Below are 25,088 nucleotides of genomic sequence, written 5' to 3'. Positions count from 1 at the left end.
AATTTAGCCTTTTTTTACCCAAAATAAATGAAAAGAGGTGATGAATAATGGAAAAAGAGCATTCAAATGAAAGAAAGAATGACGAAGGGGAAAGTACAACAATATATGAAGAAGTGAAAAGAAAAAATTTAATGGACTGGGGCATAATCGAAACTGCGGAAAGTGTTCTACAAGAAAAAACTCGGAAAAATTAATCCGAGTTTTTTATGTTCACAAAGTGGAACAATTCTTTTACTTAAATAATTATTCCATACCAGAGTTTACAATATCCGCCTCAATCCTGCTCATGAACTCTTCAGCTGCGCTGTATCCTTGCTGCTTCAAATACCAGTTATTTGCTGCTGCTTCAATTAACCCGGCCACATCACGTCCAGGCTGGAGCTGGATTTCCATTGATGGAATCTTAACACCCATATAGTCTGTATAGTGGAACTCTTGATCTAAATCATTATACAAGGCATCCTTTTCCCATTTAGTTAAATGAATATCAAGAGCAATACGTGTTTCATCTTGAAAAGCCTTGCGGCCATATAAGCGAACCACATTCAATAAACCGATACTACGAAGCGCCAAAAATTCCTTGGTTTTCCCATCATGAGTTCCCAGAATGGTTTGCGGACTAAGCTTCTTTAGGACAATAATATCATCCGCGACCAGCCGGTGTCCCCGGCGGATTAATGTGTGCGCCGTCTCACTTTTTCCTACCCCTGAATTCCCGCGAAGTAAGATCCCAATACCAGACACATTCATACAAACTCCATGCACAGCGATTTCCGGTGCTAATTCCTTTACTAAAAATGCATCCAATTTGGTAATAAATTCTGATGTTATCTCAGGTTTATTCGTCACTAACAAGGGAATACCCTGTTCAACACAATGGTGGGTTAAATAGGTAAGTCCTTCTTCGCCAGCTGTAACGATAAAACATGGAGGATGATAATGAACAATATTTCCAATTCGTATTCTACGTTCCTCTTTACTTAACTTATGTAAATAAGTAATTTCCTTTTTCCCTAAAATTTGAACTCGTTCTGTTGGAAAAAAATCAAAATGGCCAACAAATTCCAGGCCTGGGCGATGAACCCGTGATTGCGTAATCATTTTCTGCAGTTGATCTTCACCGGCCAGTACTTTCAATGAAAACTTCCGAACCAAGTTTTCAACTGTTATTTTTTTCACCCTATACTCACCGTCCTAATAGTCTTCCTATAGTTGAATTATACTGAATAATACTGGAACAGTCATCCCATCTATTTACCAAAGTCAGAATTAATCATGTGTTTACAATTCTTTACACTCCCTTAATTAACATAGTCATGGTAGTAACCTATAATCATAGGTGGAAAGGACAATCCACTAAGCACTTTACAGCCAACAAAGGAAAACATATAAGAGGAGGAAATGTTAAATGTTACAAAATATCGGAATTCCTGGTTTGATTCTTATTCTTGTAATCGCCTTAATCATTTTTGGCCCTTCAAAATTACCGGAATTAGGACGAGCAGTTGGATCAACATTGAAGGAGTTTAAAAAATCAACAAGAGATTTAGTTTCCGATGAAGAACCCGTAAAAACACAGCACAAAAAAGAGGAAAAGGCAATTTAATCCAAATCATATTTTGGGAGGATGTAAGGAGGCTTGCATCTTCTTTTTCATAAGGAGGCCCCAATGAAAAACCACGATATGGCTCTTATTGGTCATTTTGAAGAATTACGTAAACGTCTCATATTTGTACTAGGTACTTTTATCCTGTTCTTCATTGTATCTTTTATCTATGTAAAGGACATATATCACTGGCTAGTGAAGGATCTGGAAGTGAAACTGGCCATATTAGGACCGAGCGACATTTTATGGGTCTATATGATCCTATCAAGTGTCGCTGCCATTGCAGGAACCATTCCTATGGCCGCCTATCAGATCTGGCTGTTTGTCCGCCCTGCATTGAAAGAATCGGAACGTAAAGTAACGCTGGCATATATTCCAGCTCTATTCCTTCTATTTATTTTGGGAATTTGCTTCGGCTATTTTGTCATTTTTCCTACGGTATTTCAATTCCTCCTCTCGATGTCAGAGGAAATGTTTATGACCTTCTTTACAACAGAAAAGTACTTTATGTTTTTAATTCATATGACGCTGCCATTTGGGTTTTTATTCGAACTGCCAGTGATTATTATGTTCTTAACAAGTGTCGGAGTGCTGAACCCCTATCGATTGCAAAAGATTCGAAAATACGCCTATTTTGTCCTAATTTTAATCGCAATCTTCGTTACCCCGCCGGATTTTCTATCAGACATTTTGGTAGTCATCCCCTTGATTTTCCTCTATGAATGCAGCGTCCTATTATCAAGGGTTGTTTATCGGCGAAAACAACAATTGAATCTAGCCGCGTAAAATTATCAAAAGGTCTTAGACAATGTGCTAAGACCTCTTTTTTATGAAATCGTCCCTCATCTTTACCTATGTAAATATCAATATAAGTCAAAAAGAAAAGATGTAAACTAGACACGAGGCTTGTTTACATCTTTTTATAGATTCATATAAAGTTTAAATCTTCAGTCCGTGGCGCTCAAATGCTGCGGCTTCCAGAATCGACATTCCATTATGCTCAGCAAACGCAACCAGCTTGTCAGAAACTTGTGGTGCAAATTGCTTTGAAGGAGTAGCATAGGACATTTCCCTTGCACGTGCCGCGTTATGACGTTGGAAAGGACCCCAGATGGCAAAGGTTTTTCCTGGGCTTTGAATATTGACAAAAAGCGTGTTTCCGTCAGGCGAGAAGGTTGGACCTGTCATTTCAGATCCATTAAGACGGTTATGTGCAAAAGGATAGATTTTGCCTTCAGGTGTAATCCCCCTAAGTCGATCGTCACCTGCTCCATCTTCCACGAACCAAAGGTCGCCCCATGGAGTCATGGCAATATTATCTGGAGATTCCATGTCTTTTGCATCTGTTGCTTCATAGAAAAGCTCCAAGGTATTAGTGTGTGGAATATAGCGGTAAATGCGTCCAAGACTTTTTTCGCCGGCAGAGCTGTCATCAAACCAAAAGACACCCGCTTGGAAGAATGCTCCCTCTAATTTTTTGAATTCAATACAGCCTTGTGCCTTGGCATCCTCACGGCATAAATGAGGATCTAGTTCCTTCCAGACAATCTTAAATGTTTGTCCTGTTTTAAAGGTACTTGCTGATGGGCCAGCCACCTCTTCAATCGCCGCCGCATAAAGCTTGCCGCCTTTTTGCAGGGCACCCGGCTGTTGAGTGGTGTCATTTGGGATAAAACGATAGAAATAACTTGGGGATGCATCCTCAGTCAAGTAAACATATCCTGTCGCCGGATCAATCGCACAGGCTTCATGAGAAAAGCGTCCCATATCCTTAATTGGGGTTCTGGACATTTCATTCTCCGGCTGCTGCGGGTCCACTTCGAATACATATCCGTGTGTCGCAGTACGTGTTTCTTCACAAGTCAGCCAGGTACCCCAAGGTGTTGCTCCTCCTGCACAATTTCGTATTGTACCGGAAGAGGTTACATATTCTTTGATAACGTTTCGATTTGGACCTACAACTAGAGCGGTTGTCCCCCCTGCAGATGCGGCATCATATGGCTTAGTGCCAATCACCGGATTTGCTGCACCATTGCTTAATTCATGATTACGCACAAGAATGGTCGTATTGTTAGGTCCTTCAAAAGCTGCCATTCCGTCAAAGGCACCCGGGATTTTACCGCCGTTTGTCAGCTGACCGCCCTCTTCAGAGATAATTTTGTAATGGAAACCTTTTGGAAGATCGAGAATTCCATTCGGATCCGAAATCAAAGGACCATAACCGCCAAAACCGCTCGTTGGATTATTGGTGGTATCCGCAAATGCTTTTGAACCCAATGCTAACACTCCCGTTGATCCAAGGGTAAGGGCGAGCGTGCTCATTCCACCCACTTTTAAGAAATTGCGTCGATCCATGCCATTATTAGATACTTGATTTTCCATAAAATCAATATTCCTCCTCATTAATGCTTTAACTAACTATTTATAGTTTAGCTAGCTATCTTTAAGGAATAATGGAAATTATGTAAGAATTAAGTAAATAAGATTAAAGAAATGTAAAAATACTCCGGAGGATTAAATAAAACTGACTTTAATAAATAGTGCTAGATTGTTGATTTCCTGTACTAATGCGTCCCACTGACATCCAATGTAGTGTTTGTTACATTCTTTTTCATAAATGTGGAATGCTTGATTTTTTCTTGCAATTTTTCATAATATAGGTCTGGGTCGATTGGCAATACTACCGTTTCGTTCAACCATGTGGATAAATAGATGGCATTTGATATTTCGAGTGCTTTCACACCCTCTTCACCTGGTGAAAGTAGGGGTGAATCCTTAACAATGGCATCAATCCAGTTTTGAATAATGATTGCATGATTGGCATTATCACTTTTTACAGGAATTTCGATTCTTTGGGATTCAGGCTGGCCGAATCCACCTTTATAAGAAGAATTAAATTCGCGCTCAGATTGTGTTAATTGGTAAAAAGTAAGTTCCTCATTTTCAACGACGATTTTCCCGCGGTCTCCAACAATCTCATAGCGATTTGTACCTGGTGCCTCTCCTGTCGAAGCTATAATCACACCTGTCGCTCCATTTTCATATTCCAAAAATGCAGTTACATCATCCTCCACTTCAATATCATGATACTTTCCAGAACTGCTCATTGAACGAATGCACTTTGGCATATACCCCGTTGTCCACTGCAAAACATCTATTTTGTGAAGTGCCTGATTTAATAAAACACCTCCGCCTTCTCCGTTCCATGTGGCTCTCCATTTGCTCGAATCATAATAGCTTTGTGGGCGGTACGTATTTGTAATAATCCAATTCATCCTTTTTAATTCCCCTAGTTGGCCTGATTGAATAAGGTCCCGAACTTTTTGATAAAGCGGATTTGCCCTTTGATTATACATAATGCCAAACTTTTTCCCAGAAGTTTTCGCTGCAGCATTCATTTCTAGTACATTTTTGGAATAGACGCCAGCCGGTTTTTCGATAAGGACATGTTTCCCCTTTGCAAAGGCCTTTTTGGCTAATTCCGGATGACTGTAATGCGGTGTTGCAATTAGTACAGCATCAATTCCTGATTCATTGAAAAAAGCTTCTTCCTCCTTAAAAATTTTCACCTCTTCATTTGTATTGCCTTTAACCCATGCTATTCGACCTTCATTACTGCTGCAAACCGCCGTTAACACAGCTCCTTTAATTTGTCCTTTACTCAACATTTGAACATGTAAACTACCCATATTTCCTATCCCGATAACACCAACCTTAACTAAACTCATCTAAATCCCTCATCGATTTTTGACGTTTGTTTAACAGTTTATATAAAGAAATCATTTGGAAACTTTCATTAGTTTTGCGAATCGTAAGTTCACTGTTTGACCACATTGTGATACACTTGTATCGCATAACGGTTAATACCATAATAATGAATGTTAAAAGCATTTGTCAATGGATAGCTACACTTTTGAAACTTTCAGCTGTTATTATAAAATGGAGATATTGAGGGAGGAGTATAGACCTATGAACAACGACAGACAGGAACAAACTAAAACATCTAATGTTCAGGTAATCTCTCGAGCGGCTAACATATTGAGGGCTCTTAGGGTTCACCGAAAAGGATTGAGCTTATCGCAAATTGCCAAAGAGGTTGGCATGGCCCGGTCTACAGTTCAAAGAATTGTTACAACACTAGAACAGGAGCGGTTTGTGGCGGCATCTTCTATTAATGGCGGTTACCGTCTTGGACCTGAAATTGCCATGCTTGCTTCTGCTGTTCACAGTGATTTAAGAGAAGAAATCAGGCCATTTTTAGTAAAACTATCGCAGCAAGTCAATGAAACGGTAGATTTATCCGTTTTGGATAACGGTAAGGTGCTATTTGTCGATCAAATTATCGCTCCGCATCCGTTACAGGCAACTTCCCAACCCGGTGCATCCTTCCCCTTACATTGCACGGCAAACGGAAAAGCCATTCTCACCTCCATGCCTAGAGATGAAGTGGCGAAAATGTTACCTGAGCACCTGCTGCATTATACTGCTAATACCATTACGAGTCGGGATGAATTATTAAAGGAGTTGGAAGTGGTTCATAAAAAAGGAGTTGCATTTGCAAAGGAAGAGCATATTGATGGGATTTGTGCCGTAGGTGCGTCTATTAAGGACGGTATGGGAAATTTAAGTGCTGTCTCCATTCCGCTCCCATCTACTCGCTTTTATGGAAACGAAGAAAAGCTAGCGGCTGCCCTTCTCGAAACTTGTAAGACTATCAATCAGCACTTTAAAAACAAAGAGTGAATCGAGATAAGCCCTAAATGGGCTTTTTTATTTTGAGGTCACCTTTTATTAACGTTTAGTTTTTATTTTTTTCAGTTTGTTACTGTAATAAATGTTAATTTAGATAGTAAAACTAATGCTTAGGAGGGGAATAAATGCCATCTTTAAGTGATATTCAGCTACGTATACAGAATATTGAATATTCATCCACAACTATTTACTCCGGTCTTGAAATTCTCCTTGTATTAGATGGTGAACTAGTTGTTGAAACAGATCGATCCATGCACCAGTTACATGTCGATCATTTATTTGTCATTAATCGTAACCAACCTTATGAAATTCGCGCTATCAAAAAAAATACTGTACTGAAAATGAGTATTCCAGATTCATTTCTATCCCACTTTTATCCTGAATATCGCTTCTATACCTTCAATTTATTTTCTCCTGAAATTGATAGAGGAAAAGAAAATACGATTACAGAATTACGAAAGCTTCTAGCTGAAATAATGGTCATCTATTTTCGAAAAGAAGAAGGGTATAAACTAGAGATGAGTGAACGGATTTCTAAAATTTTACTTATCTTGATTCGGCGATTTAAAGCAGATGAAACAATCGATGTTGATGTAGATGTGGAGGATGAGCGATTAAAAGGAATTATAGCATTCATTGAACAGCATTATGATGAGCCGCTTACATTAGAAGAAGTCGCAAATAAGTTTTATTTATCATTCAGTTACTTTTCACGTTATTTCAAAAAGCAATTAGGGATTGGGTTTACCCGATATATGATGAATATTCGCTTAAAACACAGCTTAAAGGATTTATTATACACAAACGATTCCATTACTTATATCGCATTGAAGCATGGGTTTCCTAACGCAAAAGCCTTTACCAATTTATTTAAAGAGGTCTATGGGGAAACGCCTTTTTCATATCGTGAAAAAAATGCGAAAGAACACGTGAAAATCGTCCAAAATTATCATATTGAAGATAAAGAAACTCTTCTAAGTTCACCTGAAATTTTAATAAAGCTCAGACTTTTAATTGCAAAAGGTGAAGATACAAAAACGATTAGTGATATTGAAACAAATTTTGAATCCATAACGATTGATATCCAGTCTCCCCCTAAACGGAAATTACATCATCCAGACAATCTTTTAATGATTGGTGAACTTAGGGAGCTGCAGAAAGAAAGCGTACGAAATCAAGTATTATTAGCAAAAGAGGATTTACAAATAAAATATATTGGGATACATAAACTGCTAACGGGAAGAACCATTGCCCCTGATGTAGAAACGGATGAATTAATTCCAACTACATCACCTTATTATAATTCAGATGCGGCGATTGAATTTTTAAAAGCCAATCATTTATCTTTATATGTTCATGTTAGATATAACCCGATTGCTGCTGAACAAGAGGCCTATTTGGAAAAATTACAGAGATTCTTTAAACATTGTGTAACAGTGTTTGGATACAGTTATGTAGAATCGTGGTGCATCATGATTAATGACGCTTTAGATTTCCATCCAAATCAGAAGGAACTAGAACTTTTTTATTTTAAAATACATGGATTACTAAAATCCATGATGCCTAACCTTAGACTAGGCGTTTTTTTACCCTTCTCATTTAAACAAGCAGCTATAAACAGTCATTATCATTGGGTCCTCCATCAAAGTGAATATCTTGATTTTATTGCATTTCAAGCAAATACACATGAAATCATTGATTATCAAGAACTAAATGACACGAGCTTTGATTTAGCAAAAGATTTCATTAAAGAAAAGACGGAGAAATTAAAACGATATTTAAAACATCATTCTATCGAAAAACCTCTTCATTTAATTACTTGGAACACGATTTCGGGTAATACCCGTTATACTAATGGTACTTTTTTTCGCGGGGCTTTAGTTTTTAACGATGCGATTAGTATTTCAGATACGATTGAAACGCTCGGTTTCTGGATCAACACGGAGACACATGAAAAGAGCTTGGATATGAATAGTATTCCATTAGAAGGAATGGAAATGTTCCATTATTTTAACGGTAAACGGCCGGTATTTTTCGCTATGTCATTTTTCAACAGATTACGCGGGAATATCATAGCTAGAGGACCATTATTTATAATGACAGAAAACGAATTAGGTTATCAGCTTGTTCTAATGAACTCAACTATTATCAACCCTTTTTTATCCATTGAAGATTCGTTTCTTCAGAAATTAATGAAAGAAATGAGAGTAACGATTAACGGTATTCCTAGCGGGAAATATCAAATTCGGAAATTTATTTTTGATAAAAACCATGGTGCATTATATAAGCTGTGGTGGGAAAACAACAGTGAATTTGGGATTGATCGGGAAATTATTGACTATATTACACGTTCAAGTCACCCATCATTAGAAGTATTTGATGAAACAATTGACGGGGTATGGACCATGTATTCATACTTAACTGTCAATGCCATTCACTTTTTTGAAATACGAAAGGTATTCTTCTAGTTTTAGTGGACTCGGGACACTCTAAGGTAAAAAAAATACCGTACATTTTTATCGCCTATTTCCATGTGTTAAGAATTTCATGTAGGAATGGATAATATACAACAAACAAAGCCTCCTTATAAAAGGGGGCTTTGTTTTATAATAATCAACGAAAAGAACAAACACCGGTAGTTTCCTAATCTTTTCATGTTCTAACATCTACTCTTATTTGGAATTATAAAATAACCTATATGTTCTACTCAGGAGGTAGGAAACATGGAAAACAGCTATAAAGGAACAAATAAATTAATCACAGGGATTGTCTTTGGTGTTATTACATTTTGGCTATTTGCTCAATCTTTAGTCAATGTAGTCCCTGCAGTACAAGAAGATTTAGGAATTTCCCTTGGGACTTTAAATATAGGTATAAGTTTAACAGCATTATTCTCAGGTATCTTTATTGTAGCAATGGGTGGTTTAGCTGACAAAATAGGTCGAAAGAAGATTACCAATATTGGGCTAATTTTAAGTATCATTGGTTCTCTTTGTTTAGTAATTGCTAATGGTGCAACTCTTCTCATTATTGGTCGTATTATTCAAGGTTTCTCAGCCGCATGTATTATGCCTGCAACGATTGCTTTAGTAAAAACTTATTACGAAGGTGCAGATCGTCAACGTGCACTCAGTTACTGGTCTATCGGTTCTTGGGGTGGGTCTGGTGTATGTTCATTTGCTGGTGGTTTAATTGCTACCTACTTAGGTTGGAGATGGATTTTCATTTTCTCTATTGTTTTTGCCATTCTCGGTATGTTTTTAATTAAAGATACTCCAGAGAGCAAAGCAGAAACTACAGGAAAATTCAAATTCGATTTTGTTGGGTTAGGTATCTTTATTATTGTAATGCTTGTATTAAACATTTTAATCAACTACGGATCTGATTTAGGTTGGACAAGCCCAATTTCCCTTATTTTGGCTGTAGTGATGATTGTTGGGGCAATTATCTTTATAAAAGTAGAAAAAAGTAAAAAAGTTGTACTTATCGATTTCTCTTTATTTAAAAATAAGCCATATGCTGGTGCAACATTTTCAAACTTCTTGCTAAATGCCATTGCAGGTACAATGGTTGTTGCCAATACGTATGTACAAGTTGGTCGAGGATTTAGTGCTTTTCAATCTGGAATGTTATCACTTGGTTACTTAGTGGCCGTTTTAGCTATGATTCGTGTCGGAGAGAAGATTTTGCAAAGAATTGGTGCTAAAAAACCGATGATATGGGGAACAATGATTACGACAATTGGTGTCGCAATCATGGGCTTAACTTTCTTACCAGATTTACCATATACAGTTGTTGTATTTATTGGATACGCCTTATTCGGTCTCGGACTAGGGGTTTATGCGACACCATCTACTGATACTTCCGTATCAAATGCTCCATCAAATAAAGTCGGTGAAGCAGCTGGTATTTATAAAATGGCAAGTTCACTAGGCAGCGCTTTTGGAGTAGCGATTTCTGCCACTATTTATGGCATCATGTCAGCCAATAGCCTAGAGCTGGGTGCAACTTGGGGGATTATTACCAATGTTATCTTTGGTGTATTAGCACTTCTATCAATTATCTTTATGGTTCCTAAAAATGCAGGTAAAGAAGGTCATGAAACAATAGAAGATCATGCCGCATAATTTTAAATGGGGGAAATTACAATGAAAAATCAATTAATGCAAATGCTTGAAGAACGCAAAGAAGAAATCATTCAGATACGCCGTCATTTGCATGAACATCCTGAGCTTTCTTTCCAAGAAGAAAAAACCAGCCAATACATTGAGGATTTTTATAAAGGCAAAGATGTTCATATGGATACAAAAGTAGGCGGAGGCCATGGATTGATAGTCACCATTAAAGGTGGGAAACCAGGGAAAACCATTGGGCTGAGAGCAGATTTTGACGCACTTCCAATAGAAGAAGAAACAGATGTACCGTTTAGATCGAAAAATCCAGGTGTTATGCATGCCTGCGGCCATGATGGGCATACAGCATACCTGTTAGTTTTGGCAGATTGTTTGATTCAATTAAAGGATGAACTAGCTGGTACAATCAAAATTATTCACCAACCCGCCGAGGAAGTACCACCAGGTGGTGCCATCGGCATGATTGAATCTGGTTTATTAGATGATTTAGACAATATCTTCGGTATTCATTTATTACCACTTGGACCCTCTGGTTTAGTAGGGTATAACAGCGGGTACGTATTCCCGGGCCGGGCTTACTTTAAATTAAAAGTTCAAGGTGTTGGCGGACATGGTTCTTCACCGCACTTGGCAAATGACTCCATCGTTGCAGGTGCTCACTTTGTTACAGCGATTCAAACAGTTGTTAGCCGCCGATTAAATCCATTTGATATGGGTGTAGTAACAATTGGTTCATTTGATGGAAAAGGAACATTTAATGTCATTAAAGATAGCGTTGAAATCGAAGGCGACGTCCGCGCGATGACTGAAGAAACGAGGGAAACGATCGAACAAGAAATTCGCCGTATTGCAAAAGGAATTGAAGAAGAATTCAATGTTACCTGCGACTTAACCTATGCACCGGACTATCCACCACTTTACAATAATCCTGAAGTGACTGAAATGGTTGCTTCTTACTTAAAAAATGCAAATGATAAAGACATTAGGGAGGTTCAAGAATTCGCACCAATGGCTCCCTCAGAGGACTTTGCCCATTATGCAAAAAAATTCCCTGCTTGCTTCTTCTACATTTGCTGCACACCAAAAGGGATTGAAAAACCATACTTCAACCACCATCCTAAATTTGATATAGATGAAGACGCTCTTTTAGTAGCAGCAAAAGCAGTTGGAACAGTCGTTTGTGGTTATTACAATATTGATTAACGTTTAATAACAGTATAAAAAAGCCACAAATTGTGGCTTTTTTTCAATGTTTTACTCTTGCTTATATGCTAAATGCCCCCCAAATGGTTACACATTTTCTCGCTACAAAACATATAGTAATCTAGCGAAAATGCCCATGGAGGTTAATTATGATTATACATGTTGTTAGCGCCGGCGAGACGCTCTGGCAGATTGCCAATCGTTATGCTGTAAATATGAATTCCATTGTTAAACTAAATGAATTGCCAAACGCCAATCAGTTAGTGGTTGGCCAGGCTTTAGTGATTCCAAAGTCGGTTACGACTCATGTTGTTAAATATGGGGAAACATTATGGTCTATCGCCCAAAAATACGGTGTTACGATTCCGGCGATTATTCAGGCAAGCCAATTAACGAATCCGAATCTTATATATCCAGGGACCACTCTCTACATCCCCTTAATCACTCATACTGTCCAATCCGGTGAGGCTTTATGGCAAATTGCCAGCCGCTACGGAACCACGGTTCAGGCAATCATTACTGAAAACCAAATTGTAAATCCAAATTTAATTTCTCCCGGTCAGCAACTGGTCATTCCGAGAGCAAAACGAACCATTGAAGTCAATGCGTACTCGTATCAACCGAGTGAAGGAGTAGTTCAAACCCTTACTGAAATAGGAAATTTGCTCACTTATTTTAGTCCATTTGCCTATCTCATTGCGGAAGATGGAACCTTAAATCCCGTAAAAAATGATGAAGTCATGGTTAAAGCGTCATTGTCCAATAATGTCGTACCCATGATGTCTGTTACCAACTTCACTTCAACCCACGCCGGATCAAATGTCGCGCATACTATTTTGGCTACTCCAGAAATAAGAGAAAAGGTCCTCACCAATATTCTTCAAGTCATGGATAGCAAAGGATATAAAGGAGTAAACATTGATTTTGAGAATGTATTGCCAGCAGACCGCGAGCTATATAACCAGTTCTTACAGCAGACAGTAGATCGTCTCCATCCAAAAGGATATTTTGTATCAACGGCGCTGGCACCTAAAGTGGGTGCCACTCAAGCGGGTCTATTATATGAAGCGCACGATTACGAGGCACATGGAAGAATTGCCGATTTCGTCGTGCTGATGACGTATGAGTGGGGATACCGGCTAGGGCCGCCGCAGGCGATATCTCCTATTAATGAAATGAGAAAAGTAGTAGAATATGCGCTGACGGTTATGCCGGCAGAAAAAATTTTTTTAGGCTTCCAAATTTATGCCCGGGATTGGAAACTTCCACATGTTCAAGGTCAAGAAGCGGAAACCTTCAGCCCGCAGGAAGCCCTAAAACGTGCCATAAAATATGGAGCCTCCATCCAATATGACACAACGGCCCAATCTCCATTCTTCCGCTATGTGGATGAAAAAGGTCAAGGACATGAGGTTTGGTTCGAAGACGCCCGAAGTGCTCAAGCAAAATTCAATATGGTAAAAGACTACAACTTGCGAGGCGTCAGTTACTGGGCATTGGGTTATCCTTATCCAGAGAACTGGGCATTATTAAGGGACAATTTTACGATTAAAAAACTGTTGTAATGAAAAGTGCCTGTCACTCCCCGAATAATGTCGATGTAATTGACAAAATACGGGTGGTGACAGGCACTTTTTTAATTTACTTTACAACGTTGAACGTTGTGCTTGCACTGCTTGAATTGTAACTTGCTATTGTAGTAGTTGCGGTAACATTAAATGTTCCACGTAAATTTTTGGCTATGAAGTAACTATAGGAATACGTACCATTAGCATCCGTTTTACCAGAAACCGATGTAACGCTGCCTCTTGGATTTTTCACGGTCAATGCTACCGTTGCACCACTCAAAGGGTTACCGCTGCCGTCTTTCACTGTCGTGGTTAGTTTTGCATAATTGCCCGTGTTAAATTGGCTGCTGCTGGCCACCACATTGGTCACAGTTTGTGCAGTAGTCTGTGTTGTCAGGTTCCCCCGCAAAGCGTCGATCGACACTGGACCATAATCTAAATCTACATATCCCGTTATTCCTGGAACTTTACCTTGGTCACTATACTACCAAGCCGTCCACTCGGTCCACCCGCCAACTGCCGGTGGTTGAGTATTGCCATAGCGTGTCCATGCGGCAATCCAAACGGGAAGATCTGAAAGCTGACCTCCAAAATCGTTGTACTGCTCTGCAAACCAATCACCTGAGTAGACCATTACCTGCCGATTCGTCAGTGACTTCACCGTATCGACAAAGACTCTGGCCCAACTGGCTATTTCATCGGAGGTTAGTGTTCCAGTTGCGGCAGGTTCTTCTAAATCAAGAACAGGCATGATATCCCCAAAATCGCCCATTCCTCCATTCTGCATCACGCTAACAAAATATTGCGCTTCAGCTTTTGCTTGGTCAGGGTTATATGGTGCACTCGGAGTTGCATAGTGGTATGCACCGATTGGCAGTGATGCTGCCCTTGCTCCCTGAACATTAGCAGAAAACATTTCGTCGGTAACTGTTGTACCTTTGGAGGCCTTTGCATACACGAAGGCTATTCCAGAGTTTTTAACCTGATTCCAGTCAATGGTTCCTTGCCAATGTGATACATCAATTCCTTTTAAATTTGCGCTTGTCGCTGGCTGCATTAGTCCATACGCCCAAGCCGTCGAATGGCCCGTTGCAAGAACGCTCATCAGAACAACAACAGAAAAAAACGATCGAATCCACAACTACTAGTTTATGTTTCTATCATAATTAGGGATAGATTAGGAGTAAGTATAAAGTAATTGGTAATAATGAACAGTGTCTGTCACGCCCCGAATAATATCGATAAATTTGACAAAATGCGGGTGGCGACAGGCACTTTATTACCTAAATTTTACCATATTAGTTTTTTTTATTTGTAATTATAATTTTATAGCATTTTATTTTTTTCCATTATTGAATTATCATAGGTATGAGCAAATGAATAATTACCTTTTTAAATCCATCATGCTAAATCATCCTTGAGGTTATATATCTTTAGCCAAGTTTTAGACGTCTGTCTGTAGGACAGAAATGAATTTTAAAATAGGAGGAATTTTTATGTGGATTATCACTCGTTATTTAGATTCAAATATTTCCATGTTTGAATATGAAACTGAAGATGCAGCAAGAGAGGCTCTCAAACATATGAAGGGTAGTAAAATTCTATCTGAAGTTGTATACTTCAATGATCCTTGCTTCCAGCAGGAAGCAGCTTAAAATATTTAAAATAGGACAAGTCGTTAGTTGCCAATTGACATTCTAACGACTTGTCCTTTTTTAATTAACCAGCGAAAGTAAAATAAGCGGACATTTTCCGGTTAGATTCAGAATGGAGCTCGTTTCGGGGGAAATAAGGGAATTTTTTCCGGCTATGCAGTGCAAAATCCCCCATTTTCAAGTTTTTCTAGTAAATAGGCGGAATTTCTCCTTCTATTTAGGCTATTTTTAATGATAATTACTAAGTAAGCGAAATTTTTCCGTCTATTTATCAGATCGGGTGCTGAACCTGATTCCCCAATCGATAAGAGCGGACCCTCGGATTTCCTTCCATTGTCTTCGAGAGTTTTCTTGTAATAATTTGAGAGTCAATTTCATCCATACCCATTCCTCCTCAAGAGAAAAAGGTTACATCAATTAGTTGAAGCCCCTTTATAAGGGTGTTTCTTTTCAATAAAGTTCGAAAGCCAAATGTTAGCGGCAAATACAATTAAATAAGTGAAAAAGGATAAATACAATTTCCAGCCCGTATATGTAAAAACATGAAATTTCAATGAAATCCATTCAAGAGCAATCGCTACCCCTGCACAAAAAATAATATAAAATAGAAGCTTTAAACCCTTGGGTTTATTATGTTGATAGAAGTTTACTACAAAGTAAGGAATAGTAGGGTAAGTTACAAAGTGCAATAATACATCAAATAGTTCATGTGTCTTATGATCGATTGTATAGTAAAAGTCATTTGGTTCTACACCAATGGTAATATCGGCCAACAAGGCAAGAAAGACATTAAATGTCCAAATAATAGTGATGGTTACGGCAGATAAGTGTCTAGGTAATTTAAACATGAGGACCCAAGATAAAACTGTGGAAATAATAATAAATATTTCATTTGCATCAAATTGCTTAGGTAGAGGTAAAATCATCTAGTCTTCACCTCTTTGTCTCTATTAATAAGTTTTTCTAAATAAAAGGAGTAAATAGCCAATAATAAAATAATTAGACTGTATCTCAAATATCCATAAAATACATTCCAATTTACCCATTCCAAATATCCAATTTGAACGAAATATATTTCAATAGAAATAAGTGCCGTTAAGAATATGAAAAGATGGATAAATTTACTAAAAAAGGTTCTCTTAGAGAACAAAATATAAATTAACCATAAAAGTAAGGCTGGCTTGAGTGATAACTCAGGAATTTTTTGTGTCCAAAAAATTAACTGACTTGTTGGATCTTGCTTTGTGAATTTTAAATTTAAATTAATAATTACACCTGTATTTGTAATTAGAATATTGGATAAAAAATAACAGCCCAGGACGTTCGTGACGTTCATTTTCTTCATCAAAATGTACAAGGAAATAAAGGATACCATTGCTAAAATAAAGAAAAGCAACACTGTTTTCATATTAGACACCATCTTTAAGTATATGCACATTATTTTATACATAACGTGCAAATATATACGATATCTAAAAACAACCATAGCTGGTCTTTAAAGGTTGTAGATAATAAACGACTGGTAAAAAGTATGAGCTTTCCTAGTAAAAATGTTTTATGGTATGATGATTAAATTGTTTACTACCTTGTTTCACATTTACATTCATCTAGGAAAAGAGGTATTTATGTACTCTACTAAATTATCCAAGCGACATTGGTTGCTCATCTTTACACTTTCTTTATTAACATTTGTTCTCGGAACAAGCGAATTTGTTATCGTCGGGATTTTAACCGATATTTCCTCCGGTCTCCATATAGCAAATGAAAAAGCAGGCACACTCGTTTCTGCGTTTGCCATTACATTTGCCATTGCCACACCACTCGTGATGAGCGCAACAAGTCATTTTCCTAAGCGTAAATGGATGTTGTTTTTGATAGGATCGTTCATCATCCTGAATGCTTTCTGTGTGATTTCGACGAGCTACATCATGCTTCTTGTACTTCGGATGATGACGGCGATTGTAACAGGAGTTTTAATCTCCCTTGCCATGATTGTTGCAAGTGAAACCATTCCAAGCGCCAAACGAGGACTTGCCATATCATTTGTTTTCGGTGGTTTTACTCTTGCAAACGTGGTTGGAGTACCAATTGGCACTGCCATCGCTGAATGGTATAACTGGAATGCAACCTTTCTGTTAACAACCTTTCTGGGGGGAATTGCGTTTTTGGCATCTTTCTTCGTTTTGCCTAAGAAGCTCAGTCAATATCGAAGTTCCATGCGTGATCAATTTTCTTTGTTGACACACCCGCGAATCTTAATGGCATTTTTCATTCCATCTTTAGGATTTGGAGCGACGTATGCCGTTTATACGTACCTTGTACCGATCCTGAATGGAATGGAAGCACCGAGTAATTCAATCAGTTTGATATTGTTTGGCTACGGATTTATTTCGATTTTCAGCAACATACTTGCTGGTAAAATCGCCAGCTTCAATGCGATTGGGCGCCTTCGCATTGTTTTTCTTGTCCAAGCCATTGTTCTGGTCAGTTTATATTGGACGACAAATAATTTGCTCTTTGGATTGATTAACATTGGCTTGATGTCATTAATGGCCATCCTTCTAACAACATCTACCCAGCTTTATTTGATTGACCTTGCAGGCATTTATCAACCAAAAGCGACAGGCCTCGCTGCTTCTCTGATGCCAGTCGCAAGCAATGTCGGTATTGCCTTGGGTTCCGCAGTGGGTGGACTGGTTTACCATCAAGGGAATTTGATGAGTGTAACATGGGTCGGCGGGTTGATTGCTATCTTTGCAAGTCTGCTAACTTTTCTAAGCCATCACTTAGACCAAAAACAAACAAAACCCGCATAAGTTTCAAGCGGGTTTTTTGGGGTAACTTTCAAATAAAATAAACACACTCTAATAAAGAAGAAAGGCTATTTATGATAAGGTTCACCCCTATTAATCCGAAACGCTCGATAAATCTGCTCAACGAGGATGAGTCTCATCAGTTGGTGGGGGAAGGTCATCCGTGAAAAGGAAAGCTGCTCATTCGATCGTTTGATAACTTCCTCACTCAACCCCAGCGATCCGCCAATTACAAAAGCTATTTTACTTTTTCCATAGGTCGCAAGTTTATCTAGTGAATCCGCTAGTTCTTCGGATGATCCTAATTTTCCTTGAATCGCTAAGGCAATAACATATGTATCTTGGCTAATCTTTGCTAAAATTCGTTCGCCTTCTTTTTGCTTTACTTGCACCATTTCCAACTCACTTAATATTTCTGGTGCTTTTTCATCAGGAACTTCAATCACGTCGACCTTTGCATAAGCCGTCAGCCGTTTTAAATATTCCTCAATACCCTGCTTTAAATATTTCTCTTTTAATTTGCCAACCGTAATAATGGAGATATTCACAATCCACAGCCCTTTTCAACTTTATTACAAACAGTTTACAAACAAGATATCCACAGAAGTTATCCACATATTCACATTTTTTATCCACATCTTGTATGGAATCACTTGTTCGCCACAACATATGTAGCTTGATTTTGACAATATTCACAGTGTGTTGATAAGTTATCCCCATCTATTTTCGATAAAACCGGAAATGTCTCGAATTCATCCACAATATCATCTAAAGCAATATCCACATGTTCCTCACAGCTATAAATCATTTTCATCCGTCAACCTTTCTAACACTTATTATTTAATATTATTGTTTGCACGATAATCGACTGTCATACAAGATCCCTCAATAACTTATACATAATACCACAAATAAAAACAGGAAAGTGACTTGTTCACCTTCCTGTTTTTTATCGAATATTATTGGGTTGTATCCCCTGATAATGTTAAAGTCGTTTGCTTCAACTTTCCATCACGGTAATATTTAATCTTCAATTGCTCGCCAATTTTCTTTTTCTGGTACAAATGCTTCCGAAGATCAATGACATCATTCATTTTTACCCCATCCATCTCGACAATAACATCTAACTCTTGCAAACCGGCTTGCGCTGCTGGCGAATTCGGTACAACTTGTCTTAAGGCAACGCCGTAATTGATATCTCGAGGTAATTTCAATGCTTCTTCTTGGTAGTAGGCAGGAATTTCAGAGACTGATTTTAAATCAACTCCCATGTAAGGACGCTTAACCGTTCCAAACTTTTCAAGGTCATCAATGATCGGCCGTGCCGAGTTAATAGGAATCGATAAACCAATTCCTTCTACAGCATTTTGGGCAATCTTCATGGAGTTAATTCCAACAAGCTGTCCTGCAATATTAATCAATGCCCCGCCGCTGTTACCAGGATTGATTGCGGCATCTGTTTGCAGTACCTCTGCATTCCAGTCAATTAAGCCATCTTGATTAATATCAACGGGAATCGTCCGCTTTAGACCAGAGACGATTCCTTGGGTAACCGATCCAGAAAAAGTCGCACCAAGCGGATTTCCGATGGCGATGACCGGTTCGCCCATTTTTAAACTATCCGAATCACCAAACTCAGCCACCTTTTTAATCTTGGCCGCATCAACCTCAAGCACCGCTAAATCCGTCCAAACATCACTGCCGAGCAGTTTAGCTGGAATCTTTGTCCCATCACTAAAGCTTACCTCTAGCTTTGTTGCTCCTTCAACCACATGGTGATTCGTGACAACGTAAGCCTTTCCGCCTGCTTTCTTATAGACCACGCCAGAGCCAGTTCCGGCTGCTTCTTCTTCTGAAGCCGCTTCATCGTCGGACCAAAAGTTTGATGACTGGATATTATTAATTCCGACAACGGCATCCGCAGCCTTATCAACTGCTTTCGTTGTGTTTGTGTTCACATCATAGGAAATCTGTTTTTGAGTGAAATTCTGATTCTGATTATTATTATTGGTAGTTGATTCTACAGCATTGTTTTGATTTGTTTCAATTTGATAGGGAAGAATGCCACGATTTGATAGGGCAGGAATAGAAATTATAACTAGAATGGCTCCAAGGATGGCCCCAACGATACTGGCAAGGAAAACCCCGCCTCGATTTCCTTTCTGTTCCCTGAAGCGGTTTTGTGATTGATCATCATAATAACCCACTATACACCATTCCTCACTTTCCGAAAGATTGCTACCGTTTATTTTGGCTTATAATTACAATTATACTCGCTCATCTTTAAATTACTAATGTATTACCATGTATTAATAAAAACTTACGACTTTGTTCATAGATTTTTAACAAGAAGCGCGCTTTCTTTGCACGGCATGTGAATTGGGATGTTTAAGACGGCTCAAAAACACATTCTTATTAACCTCTTTAATGATTTATTAGCACCGTCAGGCTTTATGAGCCGTCCTTATTAACCTCTTCTGCGATCTAATAGCGCAAACAGGCTTTATGAAATAGGAATCAAAAAGCCCGGCAGCCACTGTTTTTGGCATTAGACTAATCCTTAGCATAGCTAAAAAAAAGAATGAGATGCCTATAAGAAGGCTCCTCATTCTTTTTAAAATGCTACACAGCAGTTAATGCTGTTGGTATTTTCGGGTCTGTATCGTAGAGTCCGAATTGTTCGCCGACAATTAGACCACGCTCCTGAAGGGTTTGGGAAACTGCCATTTTGGCTAAGTCTTTCATGTTATTATCCATGCTTAAATGGGCAAGGTAAATTCGCTTGGTTTGATCGCCAATGACATCACTCATTGCCAAAGCTGCATCCTCATTGGAAACATGGCCGACATCACTTAAAATCCTACGCTTAATATTCCAAGGGTATCTACCCATCCGCAGCATCTGCACATCATGGTTAGATTCAAAAATATAAACATCGGCATTCGAAATAGTACCCTTCATTCGGTCACTAACATAGCCCGTGTCCGTGATAAGGACGAGTTTTTTCCCAGAATGGTGGAATACGTAAAACATGGGCTCCGCCGCATCATGGGATACCCCGAATGACTCAATATCAACAGAACCAAAACTCTTCACTGTTTCCATATTAAAAACAAATTTTTGTTCCGTTGGAATAGCACCGACTGAACTTTCCATGGCCCGCCATGTTTTTTCATTCGCATACACAGGCAAATGGTATTTACGAGCAAGAATACCAATCCCTTTAATATGGTCACTGTGCTCATGCGTCACAAATATTCCGGAAAGCTTACTAATATCACGATCAATTTGTCCAAAAAGTGCCTCCATTTGCTTGCCGCTAAACCCCGCATCCACAAGAAACGAATGCTCATCAGACTCTACATATAGAGCGTTTCCTGTACTCCCGCTTGCAAGAATGCTATAACTTAAAGACATACGATTTCACTCCACTTTACTTTTTTCATCGCTGTTAAATTGAATAATCTGCCCTTCAAATGCGTTCACAAATAGGCTCTCCTTGCCATCGACCTCAAAGCGCCATGTGGGCGCTAATACTTGGGAAGCTGCCAACTGAATGAGTGTGGAATAACCAAGTTCAATCGTGGTGATATTGCTCTTCGACTTCAACATCCCCTTTTGATGTAAGGTTTCAATCGCCTTTAACGGCGCCAAAATTTCTTCCTTGGCCGTTAACTTTTCCATCTCCACCAGGTAGGTCTGATCATAGGAGACAATTTGGTTCTTATCACCGATTTTAAATGTAATCATCCCATTTATATTTTTAAATAAAGGGACATTCTCTGAGGTCTGAAAGTAAGTGATTGAATAATCCTTGTCACTTTTCTCCCCAAATTGATAATTCTCACCAAAAAGGACATTGTCTTTCATAAAAGTAGACAACTCGGCCGGTTCAAACTTTGCCGTAATCTTAACTGGCTTTTCTAGTGTGACATGGAGCGTTGTCGTTCCCGTACCCCTTATGTCCTCAGATTTCCCTTTCAGCTTATCCGTATCAACCTGAGTAAACACCTTGGGCTTGGCACTAAGATACTGTGCTTTAATCGGATCCTTAGGAAAGTTTTTATACGTGATTTCATCTGCTTTTAACTTTTCTTCAAACGAGGCCTCAGAAATGACCTCATATTTATTAGCATCACGGATTTTCATGAATTGATATAAGAGATACACATCTAAGATTAAGAAGGTGATAATAAAAATCGTTTTTATCTTACTCCAATCCATGCTGTGATCCTCCTAGATCTTCCATCGTAATCTGTCCCCATGAATTATCATAGCGATAGAACCAGGCAGGTTCTAAGACGATTAGTTTATTCTCCTTTGAATCCCGTTCCATCCGATAGCCCAAGATCATATCCTCAAGTAGGCCCGGCTTAAAATTCTTTTTATTTTGTAAGAATTTCAAAGCATCGTGACCTGAAGGACGAGTCACCTTTACCATCTCTGTGGTTAATGGGAGTTCTAAGGCTATGTTTGGACGAATATACTTATTGATCTCATCGCGGCCCCAAACCTCACTAATTTCAGTCATGCCATTTCCATTAAAGACAGGGTAGCCGTCCATACTATATAAACGGAAGGTGACGGTATGGGTATACTCATTTTTATCAACATAGCGATATGGGTCTGTCCAACCGCCATGTTGATTGACAAAATCAATGCTTCGTTTCACTAAATCATAAGAAGTGTCGATAAAATTCTCTTCTACAGTCGGATTGACGTATCTGAGGAGATTACTTTCAAAATTCACCGTCATTTTACTAGAATCGTTTGTGTACTCCTCACCTGATGGGACAAAGCTCTTTTGGACAAAACTAGGGTCGCTAAAAAGGGCTTCTTTGAATTCTTCAGAATCAAGGGTAACAGGCAAATATTTATAGGTAGTCATCTCTGTGGCCGCCTCCGGCAGGAAAATGGTCCGTTTTTCAGATGCTTGATAAGCAAAATAACGCGAATATTTTGCTGCCTTCGAATAAAAATTGCGGTTAAACTCATTTAAATTTGCAGAAGAGATGTGACTAATATAAACTTGTTGGCTCTCGGTGGAAACAAAATAAACAATCCCATTTTCCTTTGCGGAATTCTCTGTATTAATAATGATTCGATTGAAGTTGAAGGCAGGTATTTTTTTTCCTTCAATATTTAATACACTGCGATATAACTCAATCGGGACATCACCCGGAAAAATAATTTCCGTATTGCCGCTGCCATGGATTAATTCCTTGATGCTTTTGACTTCGTTCGTATACTTTTTCACATCAAAAAAGGTCCAACGGCTGAGTTCCTTAATCACCTTTTCCATTTCATCTGTGTTATTGGTCCCGTAATGCTGACCTTTGACATGGTAAAGCAGCTGGTCAGGTCTGACAATTTTTTGAACCTCTTGTTTTTCACTTAACGAGACCTCTTTTACATAGTCGTTGCTTTTCATCGTTTCATAATTCGGTTGGTACGTCCAAAGGTTCCAAGTTAGCAAGATACTGACCGAAACTAGTACGATTAGAATTCCTGATTTAATATTCTCGTATCTCATGACCATTCATCCTCTTCAGAACGTTCATATGGGAGTGAAAAGGAGATTCTTGTTCCCTTTCCTTCCTCACTTGTTGCCCAGATTGCCCCGCCATGAGCATTAACCATTTCCTTTGCAATCGCCAAACCTAGGCCTGTACCGCCTAATTTCCGCGTTCTCGCTTTATCCACACGATAAAAACGGTCAAAAATATTTTTAATATTCTCTTTTGGAATTCCGACCCCTTGGTCTGAAATGCTCACAATAATTTTATCGTCCATTTCTTTCATCGAAAAAGTGACTTGGCCGCCTTCTGGTGAGTACTTTAAGGCATTAGAAATAATATTGTATAAAACCTGTGTCATTTTATCTTCATCCACTTCAACAAAGATAGCATGCTTTGGAAGCTTTCGCTTAAAGGTAACGTTTTGCTCCTTAGACATTTCAAACCTATCAATAATGCGGTCAAAGAAATCAACAAAGTTAACCCACTCAATCGTCAGTCGATAATCCGTACTATCCATTTTTGAAAGCTGGAGCAGGTCATTCACTAGACGAATCATTCGTTCTGTTTCAGTCCGCGTCACTTCTAAAAAGTTCGGAGCAATCTCCTCATCCCGCCAGGCACCATCTGCGAGGGCCTCTAAGTAACTCCTCATCGTTGTCAGCGGTGTCCGCAGTTCATGGGATACATTGGCGACAAACTCTCTCCGTTCCGCATCAATTTTTTCTTGGTCGGTAATATCATGCAGAACGGCAATTAAACCATTGACAAAGCCTGTCTCTTTTTGAATCACGGAGAAATTGGCACGCAGAAAATAGCGTTCCTTTTTAGTACTATAATCTAAAATAATTGAATCCTTTTCTTCCAATAAGTCTTCAAAGGAATTGGTATCATCTAAATCAAGTAACGAAACGATAGGCTGTGTCAGCACTGTTTCACGTGAAACATTCAGCATTTCAGCCGCCGGTTCATTGATCAAAATGACTCGGCCTTTTCGGTCGGTGGCGATTACACCATCGGTCATATAAGACAAAACAGAGGAAAGTTTTCTTCGTTCCCCTTCGGTCATAGCCTGTGCTTCCTGCAGTTTCTTCGTTAAATTGTTAAAAGTAATCGCCAGTGTCCCAATTTCATCATTGCCATAGACCTTAACTTTTCTTGAAAAGTTCCCCTTGGTCATCGCTATCGCCTGCTTCTTCATATCAGCAATCGGCCTGGTGATAGTTTGGGCTAACAAAATACCCAACAGAGCGGTAATGGATAAAGCAATCGCTGTACCAGTAGCAAAAATCTTATTGACTGTTTTCATTTGTTCAAAGACATTCTCAATTTTAGCTACCAAATAAATGGAACCGATAACCTTTTTCCCCGACTTAATTGGTTTAGAGAGGACCCAAATCCGATGTCCGGTTTGTTTATCGATATTAATGGAACTTTGGTTCTCTTCTAATACCATCGATTGCTTCACTTGAAGTTTGGTGGTTCGTTGACCAACCACTCCTTGGTTACTAGGATGGGAGGTACCAAGAATTTTCAGGGAGTTGTTTTCAACTACCTGAACTTCTGAAATATCACCTGCATCAAAGTCCCTAAGGATTTTTTTGATATCTTCTTCGAGTGTTGGATCTTCAGGCGTTCTCTCCTTCTCCATTTCCTCGACAATATTATAGGCAAGCAAATCAACCCGCTGTTTTAACGATGTTTGGAAGTTGGACAGTAATGTTTCCTCCAACTGTTTGACAAAATAAACACCGATAATTTGCATGGCCACTAATATAAGGAGGACATAGATGATAACGAACTTTACGTGTATAGAGCTAAAGAAACCAACCTTCTTCATTC

24 protein-coding genes are annotated in these 25,088 nt (G+C 38.8%); 10 read left to right on the top strand and 14 right to left on the bottom strand.

The window, feature by feature from the left end; all coding sequences use genetic code 11:
- The first annotated feature begins 47 nt into the window (after positions 1-47).
- A complete protein-coding gene (locus tag BR30_RS37065) occupies positions 48-194 on the top strand; it encodes a hypothetical protein (protein WP_155928929.1) in 147 nt (48 codons plus the stop codon).
- Positions 195-243: 49 nt separating this feature from the next.
- Here the strand turns inward: BR30_RS37065 and hprK are convergent, their stop codons facing one another.
- Positions 244-1,179 carry an HPr(Ser) kinase/phosphatase gene (gene hprK / locus BR30_RS0129015; RefSeq protein WP_026568094.1) on the bottom strand — a complete coding sequence of 312 codons (936 nt, stop codon included), beginning with the start codon at positions 1,177-1,179 and terminating at the stop codon, positions 244-246.
- A 229-nt stretch (positions 1,180-1,408) separates the two neighbouring features.
- On the opposite strand from hprK, the gene BR30_RS0129010 reads away from it, so the two are divergent.
- Both BR30_RS0129010 and tatC read left to right on the top strand, forming a co-directional pair.
- On the top strand, positions 1,409-1,606 hold the full coding sequence (locus BR30_RS0129010) for a twin-arginine translocase TatA/TatE family subunit (RefSeq protein ID WP_026568093.1): 198 nt from the start codon (positions 1,409-1,411) through the stop codon (positions 1,604-1,606).
- A 63-nt stretch (positions 1,607-1,669) separates the two neighbouring features.
- Positions 1,670-2,392, top strand: a complete 723-nt coding sequence (tatC, locus tag BR30_RS0129005) for a twin-arginine translocase subunit TatC (protein ID WP_026568092.1) — start codon at positions 1,670-1,672, stop codon at positions 2,390-2,392.
- A 153-nt stretch (positions 2,393-2,545) separates the two neighbouring features.
- Here the strand turns inward: tatC and BR30_RS0129000 are convergent, their stop codons facing one another.
- The 3 genes from BR30_RS0129000 to BR30_RS38250 all read right to left on the bottom strand — a co-directional run bounded on the left by BR30_RS0129000 (position 2,546) and on the right by BR30_RS38250 (position 5,497).
- The gene (locus BR30_RS0129000; RefSeq protein ID WP_026568091.1) at positions 2,546-3,988 is read right to left on the bottom strand and encodes an alkaline phosphatase PhoX; all 1,443 of its coding nucleotides are present in this window, start codon (positions 3,986-3,988) and stop codon (positions 2,546-2,548) included.
- A 182-nt stretch (positions 3,989-4,170) separates the two neighbouring features.
- Positions 4,171-5,334, bottom strand: coding sequence for a Gfo/Idh/MocA family protein (locus BR30_RS0128995; protein WP_026568090.1), 1,164 nt, complete (start codon positions 5,332-5,334; stop codon positions 4,171-4,173).
- On the bottom strand, positions 5,321-5,497 hold the full coding sequence (locus BR30_RS38250) for a hypothetical protein (protein ID WP_231507851.1): 177 nt from the start codon (positions 5,495-5,497) through the stop codon (positions 5,321-5,323). The genes BR30_RS0128995 and BR30_RS38250 overlap by 14 nt, the downstream gene beginning before the upstream one ends.
- Positions 5,498-5,575: 78 nt before the next feature.
- On the opposite strand from BR30_RS38250, the gene BR30_RS0128990 reads away from it, so the two are divergent.
- The 5 genes from BR30_RS0128990 to BR30_RS0128970 all read left to right on the top strand — a co-directional run bounded on the left by BR30_RS0128990 (position 5,576) and on the right by BR30_RS0128970 (position 13,259).
- Entirely contained in the window at positions 5,576-6,349 is a 774-nt protein-coding gene (locus tag BR30_RS0128990) for an IclR family transcriptional regulator (protein ID WP_026568089.1), read from the top strand.
- A gap of 134 nt (positions 6,350-6,483) precedes the next feature.
- On the top strand, positions 6,484-8,826 hold the full coding sequence (locus BR30_RS0128985) for a helix-turn-helix domain-containing protein (RefSeq protein ID WP_026568088.1): 2,343 nt from the start codon (positions 6,484-6,486) through the stop codon (positions 8,824-8,826).
- Positions 8,827-9,081: 255 nt separating this feature from the next.
- On the top strand, positions 9,082-10,485 hold the full coding sequence (locus BR30_RS0128980) for an MFS transporter (protein ID WP_026568087.1): 1,404 nt from the start codon (positions 9,082-9,084) through the stop codon (positions 10,483-10,485).
- A 21-nt stretch (positions 10,486-10,506) separates the two neighbouring features.
- Positions 10,507-11,694, top strand: a complete 1,188-nt coding sequence (locus BR30_RS0128975; RefSeq protein WP_026568086.1) for an amidohydrolase — start codon at positions 10,507-10,509, stop codon at positions 11,692-11,694.
- A gap of 149 nt (positions 11,695-11,843) precedes the next feature.
- The gene (locus BR30_RS0128970) at positions 11,844-13,259 is read left to right on the top strand and encodes a glycoside hydrolase family 18 protein (protein WP_026568085.1); all 1,416 of its coding nucleotides are present in this window, start codon (positions 11,844-11,846) and stop codon (positions 13,257-13,259) included.
- Between the two features lie 76 nt (positions 13,260-13,335).
- Here BR30_RS0128970 and BR30_RS35500 read toward each other — a convergent pair whose 3' ends face one another.
- Both BR30_RS35500 and BR30_RS34820 read right to left on the bottom strand, forming a co-directional pair.
- Positions 13,336-13,632 carry an Ig-like domain-containing protein gene (locus tag BR30_RS35500; RefSeq protein ID WP_051633839.1) on the bottom strand — a complete coding sequence of 99 codons (297 nt, stop codon included), beginning with the start codon at positions 13,630-13,632 and terminating at the stop codon, positions 13,336-13,338.
- 114 nt (positions 13,633-13,746) lie between these two features.
- Complete coding sequence (locus tag BR30_RS34820; RefSeq protein ID WP_081825623.1) at positions 13,747-14,367, bottom strand: glycoside hydrolase family 25 protein; 621 nt, start codon at positions 14,365-14,367, stop codon at positions 13,747-13,749.
- A gap of 391 nt (positions 14,368-14,758) precedes the next feature.
- On the opposite strand from BR30_RS34820, the gene BR30_RS37535 reads away from it, so the two are divergent.
- Entirely contained in the window at positions 14,759-14,917 is a 159-nt protein-coding gene (locus tag BR30_RS37535; RefSeq protein WP_197032433.1) for an RNA-binding protein, read from the top strand.
- Positions 14,918-15,330: 413 nt separating this feature from the next.
- Here the strand turns inward: BR30_RS37535 and BR30_RS0128950 are convergent, their stop codons facing one another.
- Entirely contained in the window at positions 15,331-15,843 is a 513-nt protein-coding gene (locus BR30_RS0128950; RefSeq protein WP_026568084.1) for a hypothetical protein, read from the bottom strand.
- Positions 15,844-16,542: 699 nt separating this feature from the next.
- Between BR30_RS0128950 and BR30_RS0128940 the strand changes: the two genes are divergently transcribed.
- Positions 16,543-17,733, top strand: a complete 1,191-nt coding sequence (locus tag BR30_RS0128940) for an MFS transporter (protein WP_026568082.1) — start codon at positions 16,543-16,545, stop codon at positions 17,731-17,733.
- 65 nt (positions 17,734-17,798) lie between these two features.
- Here the strand turns inward: BR30_RS0128940 and rlmH are convergent, their stop codons facing one another.
- The 7 genes from rlmH to walK form a co-directional block, all read right to left on the bottom strand.
- A complete protein-coding gene (gene rlmH, locus BR30_RS0128935; RefSeq protein WP_026568081.1) occupies positions 17,799-18,278 on the bottom strand; it encodes a 23S rRNA (pseudouridine(1915)-N(3))-methyltransferase RlmH in 480 nt (159 codons plus the stop codon).
- Positions 18,279-18,379: 101 nt separating this feature from the next.
- A complete protein-coding gene (locus BR30_RS36325; RefSeq protein WP_373561756.1) occupies positions 18,380-18,544 on the bottom strand; it encodes a CxxH/CxxC protein in 165 nt (54 codons plus the stop codon).
- Between the two features lie 145 nt (positions 18,545-18,689).
- Positions 18,690-19,937 carry a S1C family serine protease gene (locus BR30_RS0128925; RefSeq protein ID WP_026568080.1) on the bottom strand — a complete coding sequence of 416 codons (1,248 nt, stop codon included), beginning with the start codon at positions 19,935-19,937 and terminating at the stop codon, positions 18,690-18,692.
- Positions 19,938-20,352: 415 nt separating this feature from the next.
- Positions 20,353-21,147, bottom strand: a complete 795-nt coding sequence (locus BR30_RS0128920; RefSeq protein WP_026568079.1) for an MBL fold metallo-hydrolase — start codon at positions 21,145-21,147, stop codon at positions 20,353-20,355.
- 6 nt (positions 21,148-21,153) lie between these two features.
- Positions 21,154-21,954: a two-component system regulatory protein YycI gene (locus tag BR30_RS0128915; protein WP_026568078.1), complete on the bottom strand. Its 801-nt coding sequence runs from the start codon at positions 21,952-21,954 to the stop codon at positions 21,154-21,156.
- Entirely contained in the window at positions 21,941-23,263 is a 1,323-nt protein-coding gene (locus tag BR30_RS0128910; RefSeq protein WP_026568077.1) for a YycH family regulatory protein, read from the bottom strand. The genes BR30_RS0128915 and BR30_RS0128910 overlap by 14 nt, the downstream gene beginning before the upstream one ends.
- Entirely contained in the window at positions 23,260-25,086 is a 1,827-nt protein-coding gene (walK, locus tag BR30_RS0128905; protein ID WP_026568076.1) for a cell wall metabolism sensor histidine kinase WalK, read from the bottom strand. Before walK ends, BR30_RS0128910 begins: the two co-directional genes overlap by 4 nt.
- Between the last annotated feature and the right edge of the window lie 2 nt (positions 25,087-25,088).

This window comes from Bacillus sp. UNC41MFS5 (assembly GCF_000686805.1).
This window is presented reverse-complemented; position numbering and strand designations above follow the sequence as displayed.

Bases quoted from the DNA above. Each gene is read 5' to 3' on its own strand.
- BR30_RS38250 (WP_231507851.1), bottom strand. From the start codon at position 5,497: ATGCTTTTAACATTCATTATTATGGTATTAACCGTTATGCGATACAAG.
- BR30_RS0128985 (WP_026568088.1), top strand. From the start codon at position 6,484: ATGCCATCTTTAAGTGATATTCAGCTACGTATACAGAATATTGAATAT.
- walK (WP_026568076.1), bottom strand. From the start codon at position 25,086: ATGAAGAAGGTTGGTTTCTTTAGCTCTATACACGTAAAGTTCGTTATC.
- BR30_RS37065 (WP_155928929.1), top strand. From the start codon at position 48: ATGGAAAAAGAGCATTCAAATGAAAGAAAGAATGACGAAGGGGAAAGT.
- BR30_RS0128975 (WP_026568086.1), top strand. From the start codon at position 10,507: ATGAAAAATCAATTAATGCAAATGCTTGAAGAACGCAAAGAAGAAATC.
- BR30_RS0128915 (WP_026568078.1), bottom strand. From the start codon at position 21,954: ATGGATTGGAGTAAGATAAAAACGATTTTTATTATCACCTTCTTAATC.
- BR30_RS0128950 (WP_026568084.1), bottom strand. From the start codon at position 15,843: ATGATTTTACCTCTACCTAAGCAATTTGATGCAAATGAAATATTTATT.
- BR30_RS36325 (WP_373561756.1), bottom strand. From the start codon at position 18,544: ATGAAAATGATTTATAGCTGTGAGGAACATGTGGATATTGCTTTAGAT.
- BR30_RS0129000 (WP_026568091.1), bottom strand. From the start codon at position 3,988: ATGGAAAATCAAGTATCTAATAATGGCATGGATCGACGCAATTTCTTA.
- BR30_RS37535 (WP_197032433.1), top strand. From the start codon at position 14,759: ATGTGGATTATCACTCGTTATTTAGATTCAAATATTTCCATGTTTGAA.
- BR30_RS0129010 (WP_026568093.1), top strand. From the start codon at position 1,409: ATGTTACAAAATATCGGAATTCCTGGTTTGATTCTTATTCTTGTAATC.
- tatC (WP_026568092.1), top strand. From the start codon at position 1,670: ATGAAAAACCACGATATGGCTCTTATTGGTCATTTTGAAGAATTACGT.
- BR30_RS0128920 (WP_026568079.1), bottom strand. From the start codon at position 21,147: ATGTCTTTAAGTTATAGCATTCTTGCAAGCGGGAGTACAGGAAACGCT.
- BR30_RS0128980 (WP_026568087.1), top strand. From the start codon at position 9,082: ATGGAAAACAGCTATAAAGGAACAAATAAATTAATCACAGGGATTGTC.
- BR30_RS0128940 (WP_026568082.1), top strand. From the start codon at position 16,543: ATGTACTCTACTAAATTATCCAAGCGACATTGGTTGCTCATCTTTACA.
- BR30_RS0128995 (WP_026568090.1), bottom strand. From the start codon at position 5,334: ATGAGTTTAGTTAAGGTTGGTGTTATCGGGATAGGAAATATGGGTAGT.
- BR30_RS0128970 (WP_026568085.1), top strand. From the start codon at position 11,844: ATGATTATACATGTTGTTAGCGCCGGCGAGACGCTCTGGCAGATTGCC.
- BR30_RS34820 (WP_081825623.1), bottom strand. From the start codon at position 14,367: ATGAGCGTTCTTGCAACGGGCCATTCGACGGCTTGGGCGTATGGACTA.
- BR30_RS0128990 (WP_026568089.1), top strand. From the start codon at position 5,576: ATGAACAACGACAGACAGGAACAAACTAAAACATCTAATGTTCAGGTA.
- BR30_RS0128910 (WP_026568077.1), bottom strand. From the start codon at position 23,263: ATGAGATACGAGAATATTAAATCAGGAATTCTAATCGTACTAGTTTCG.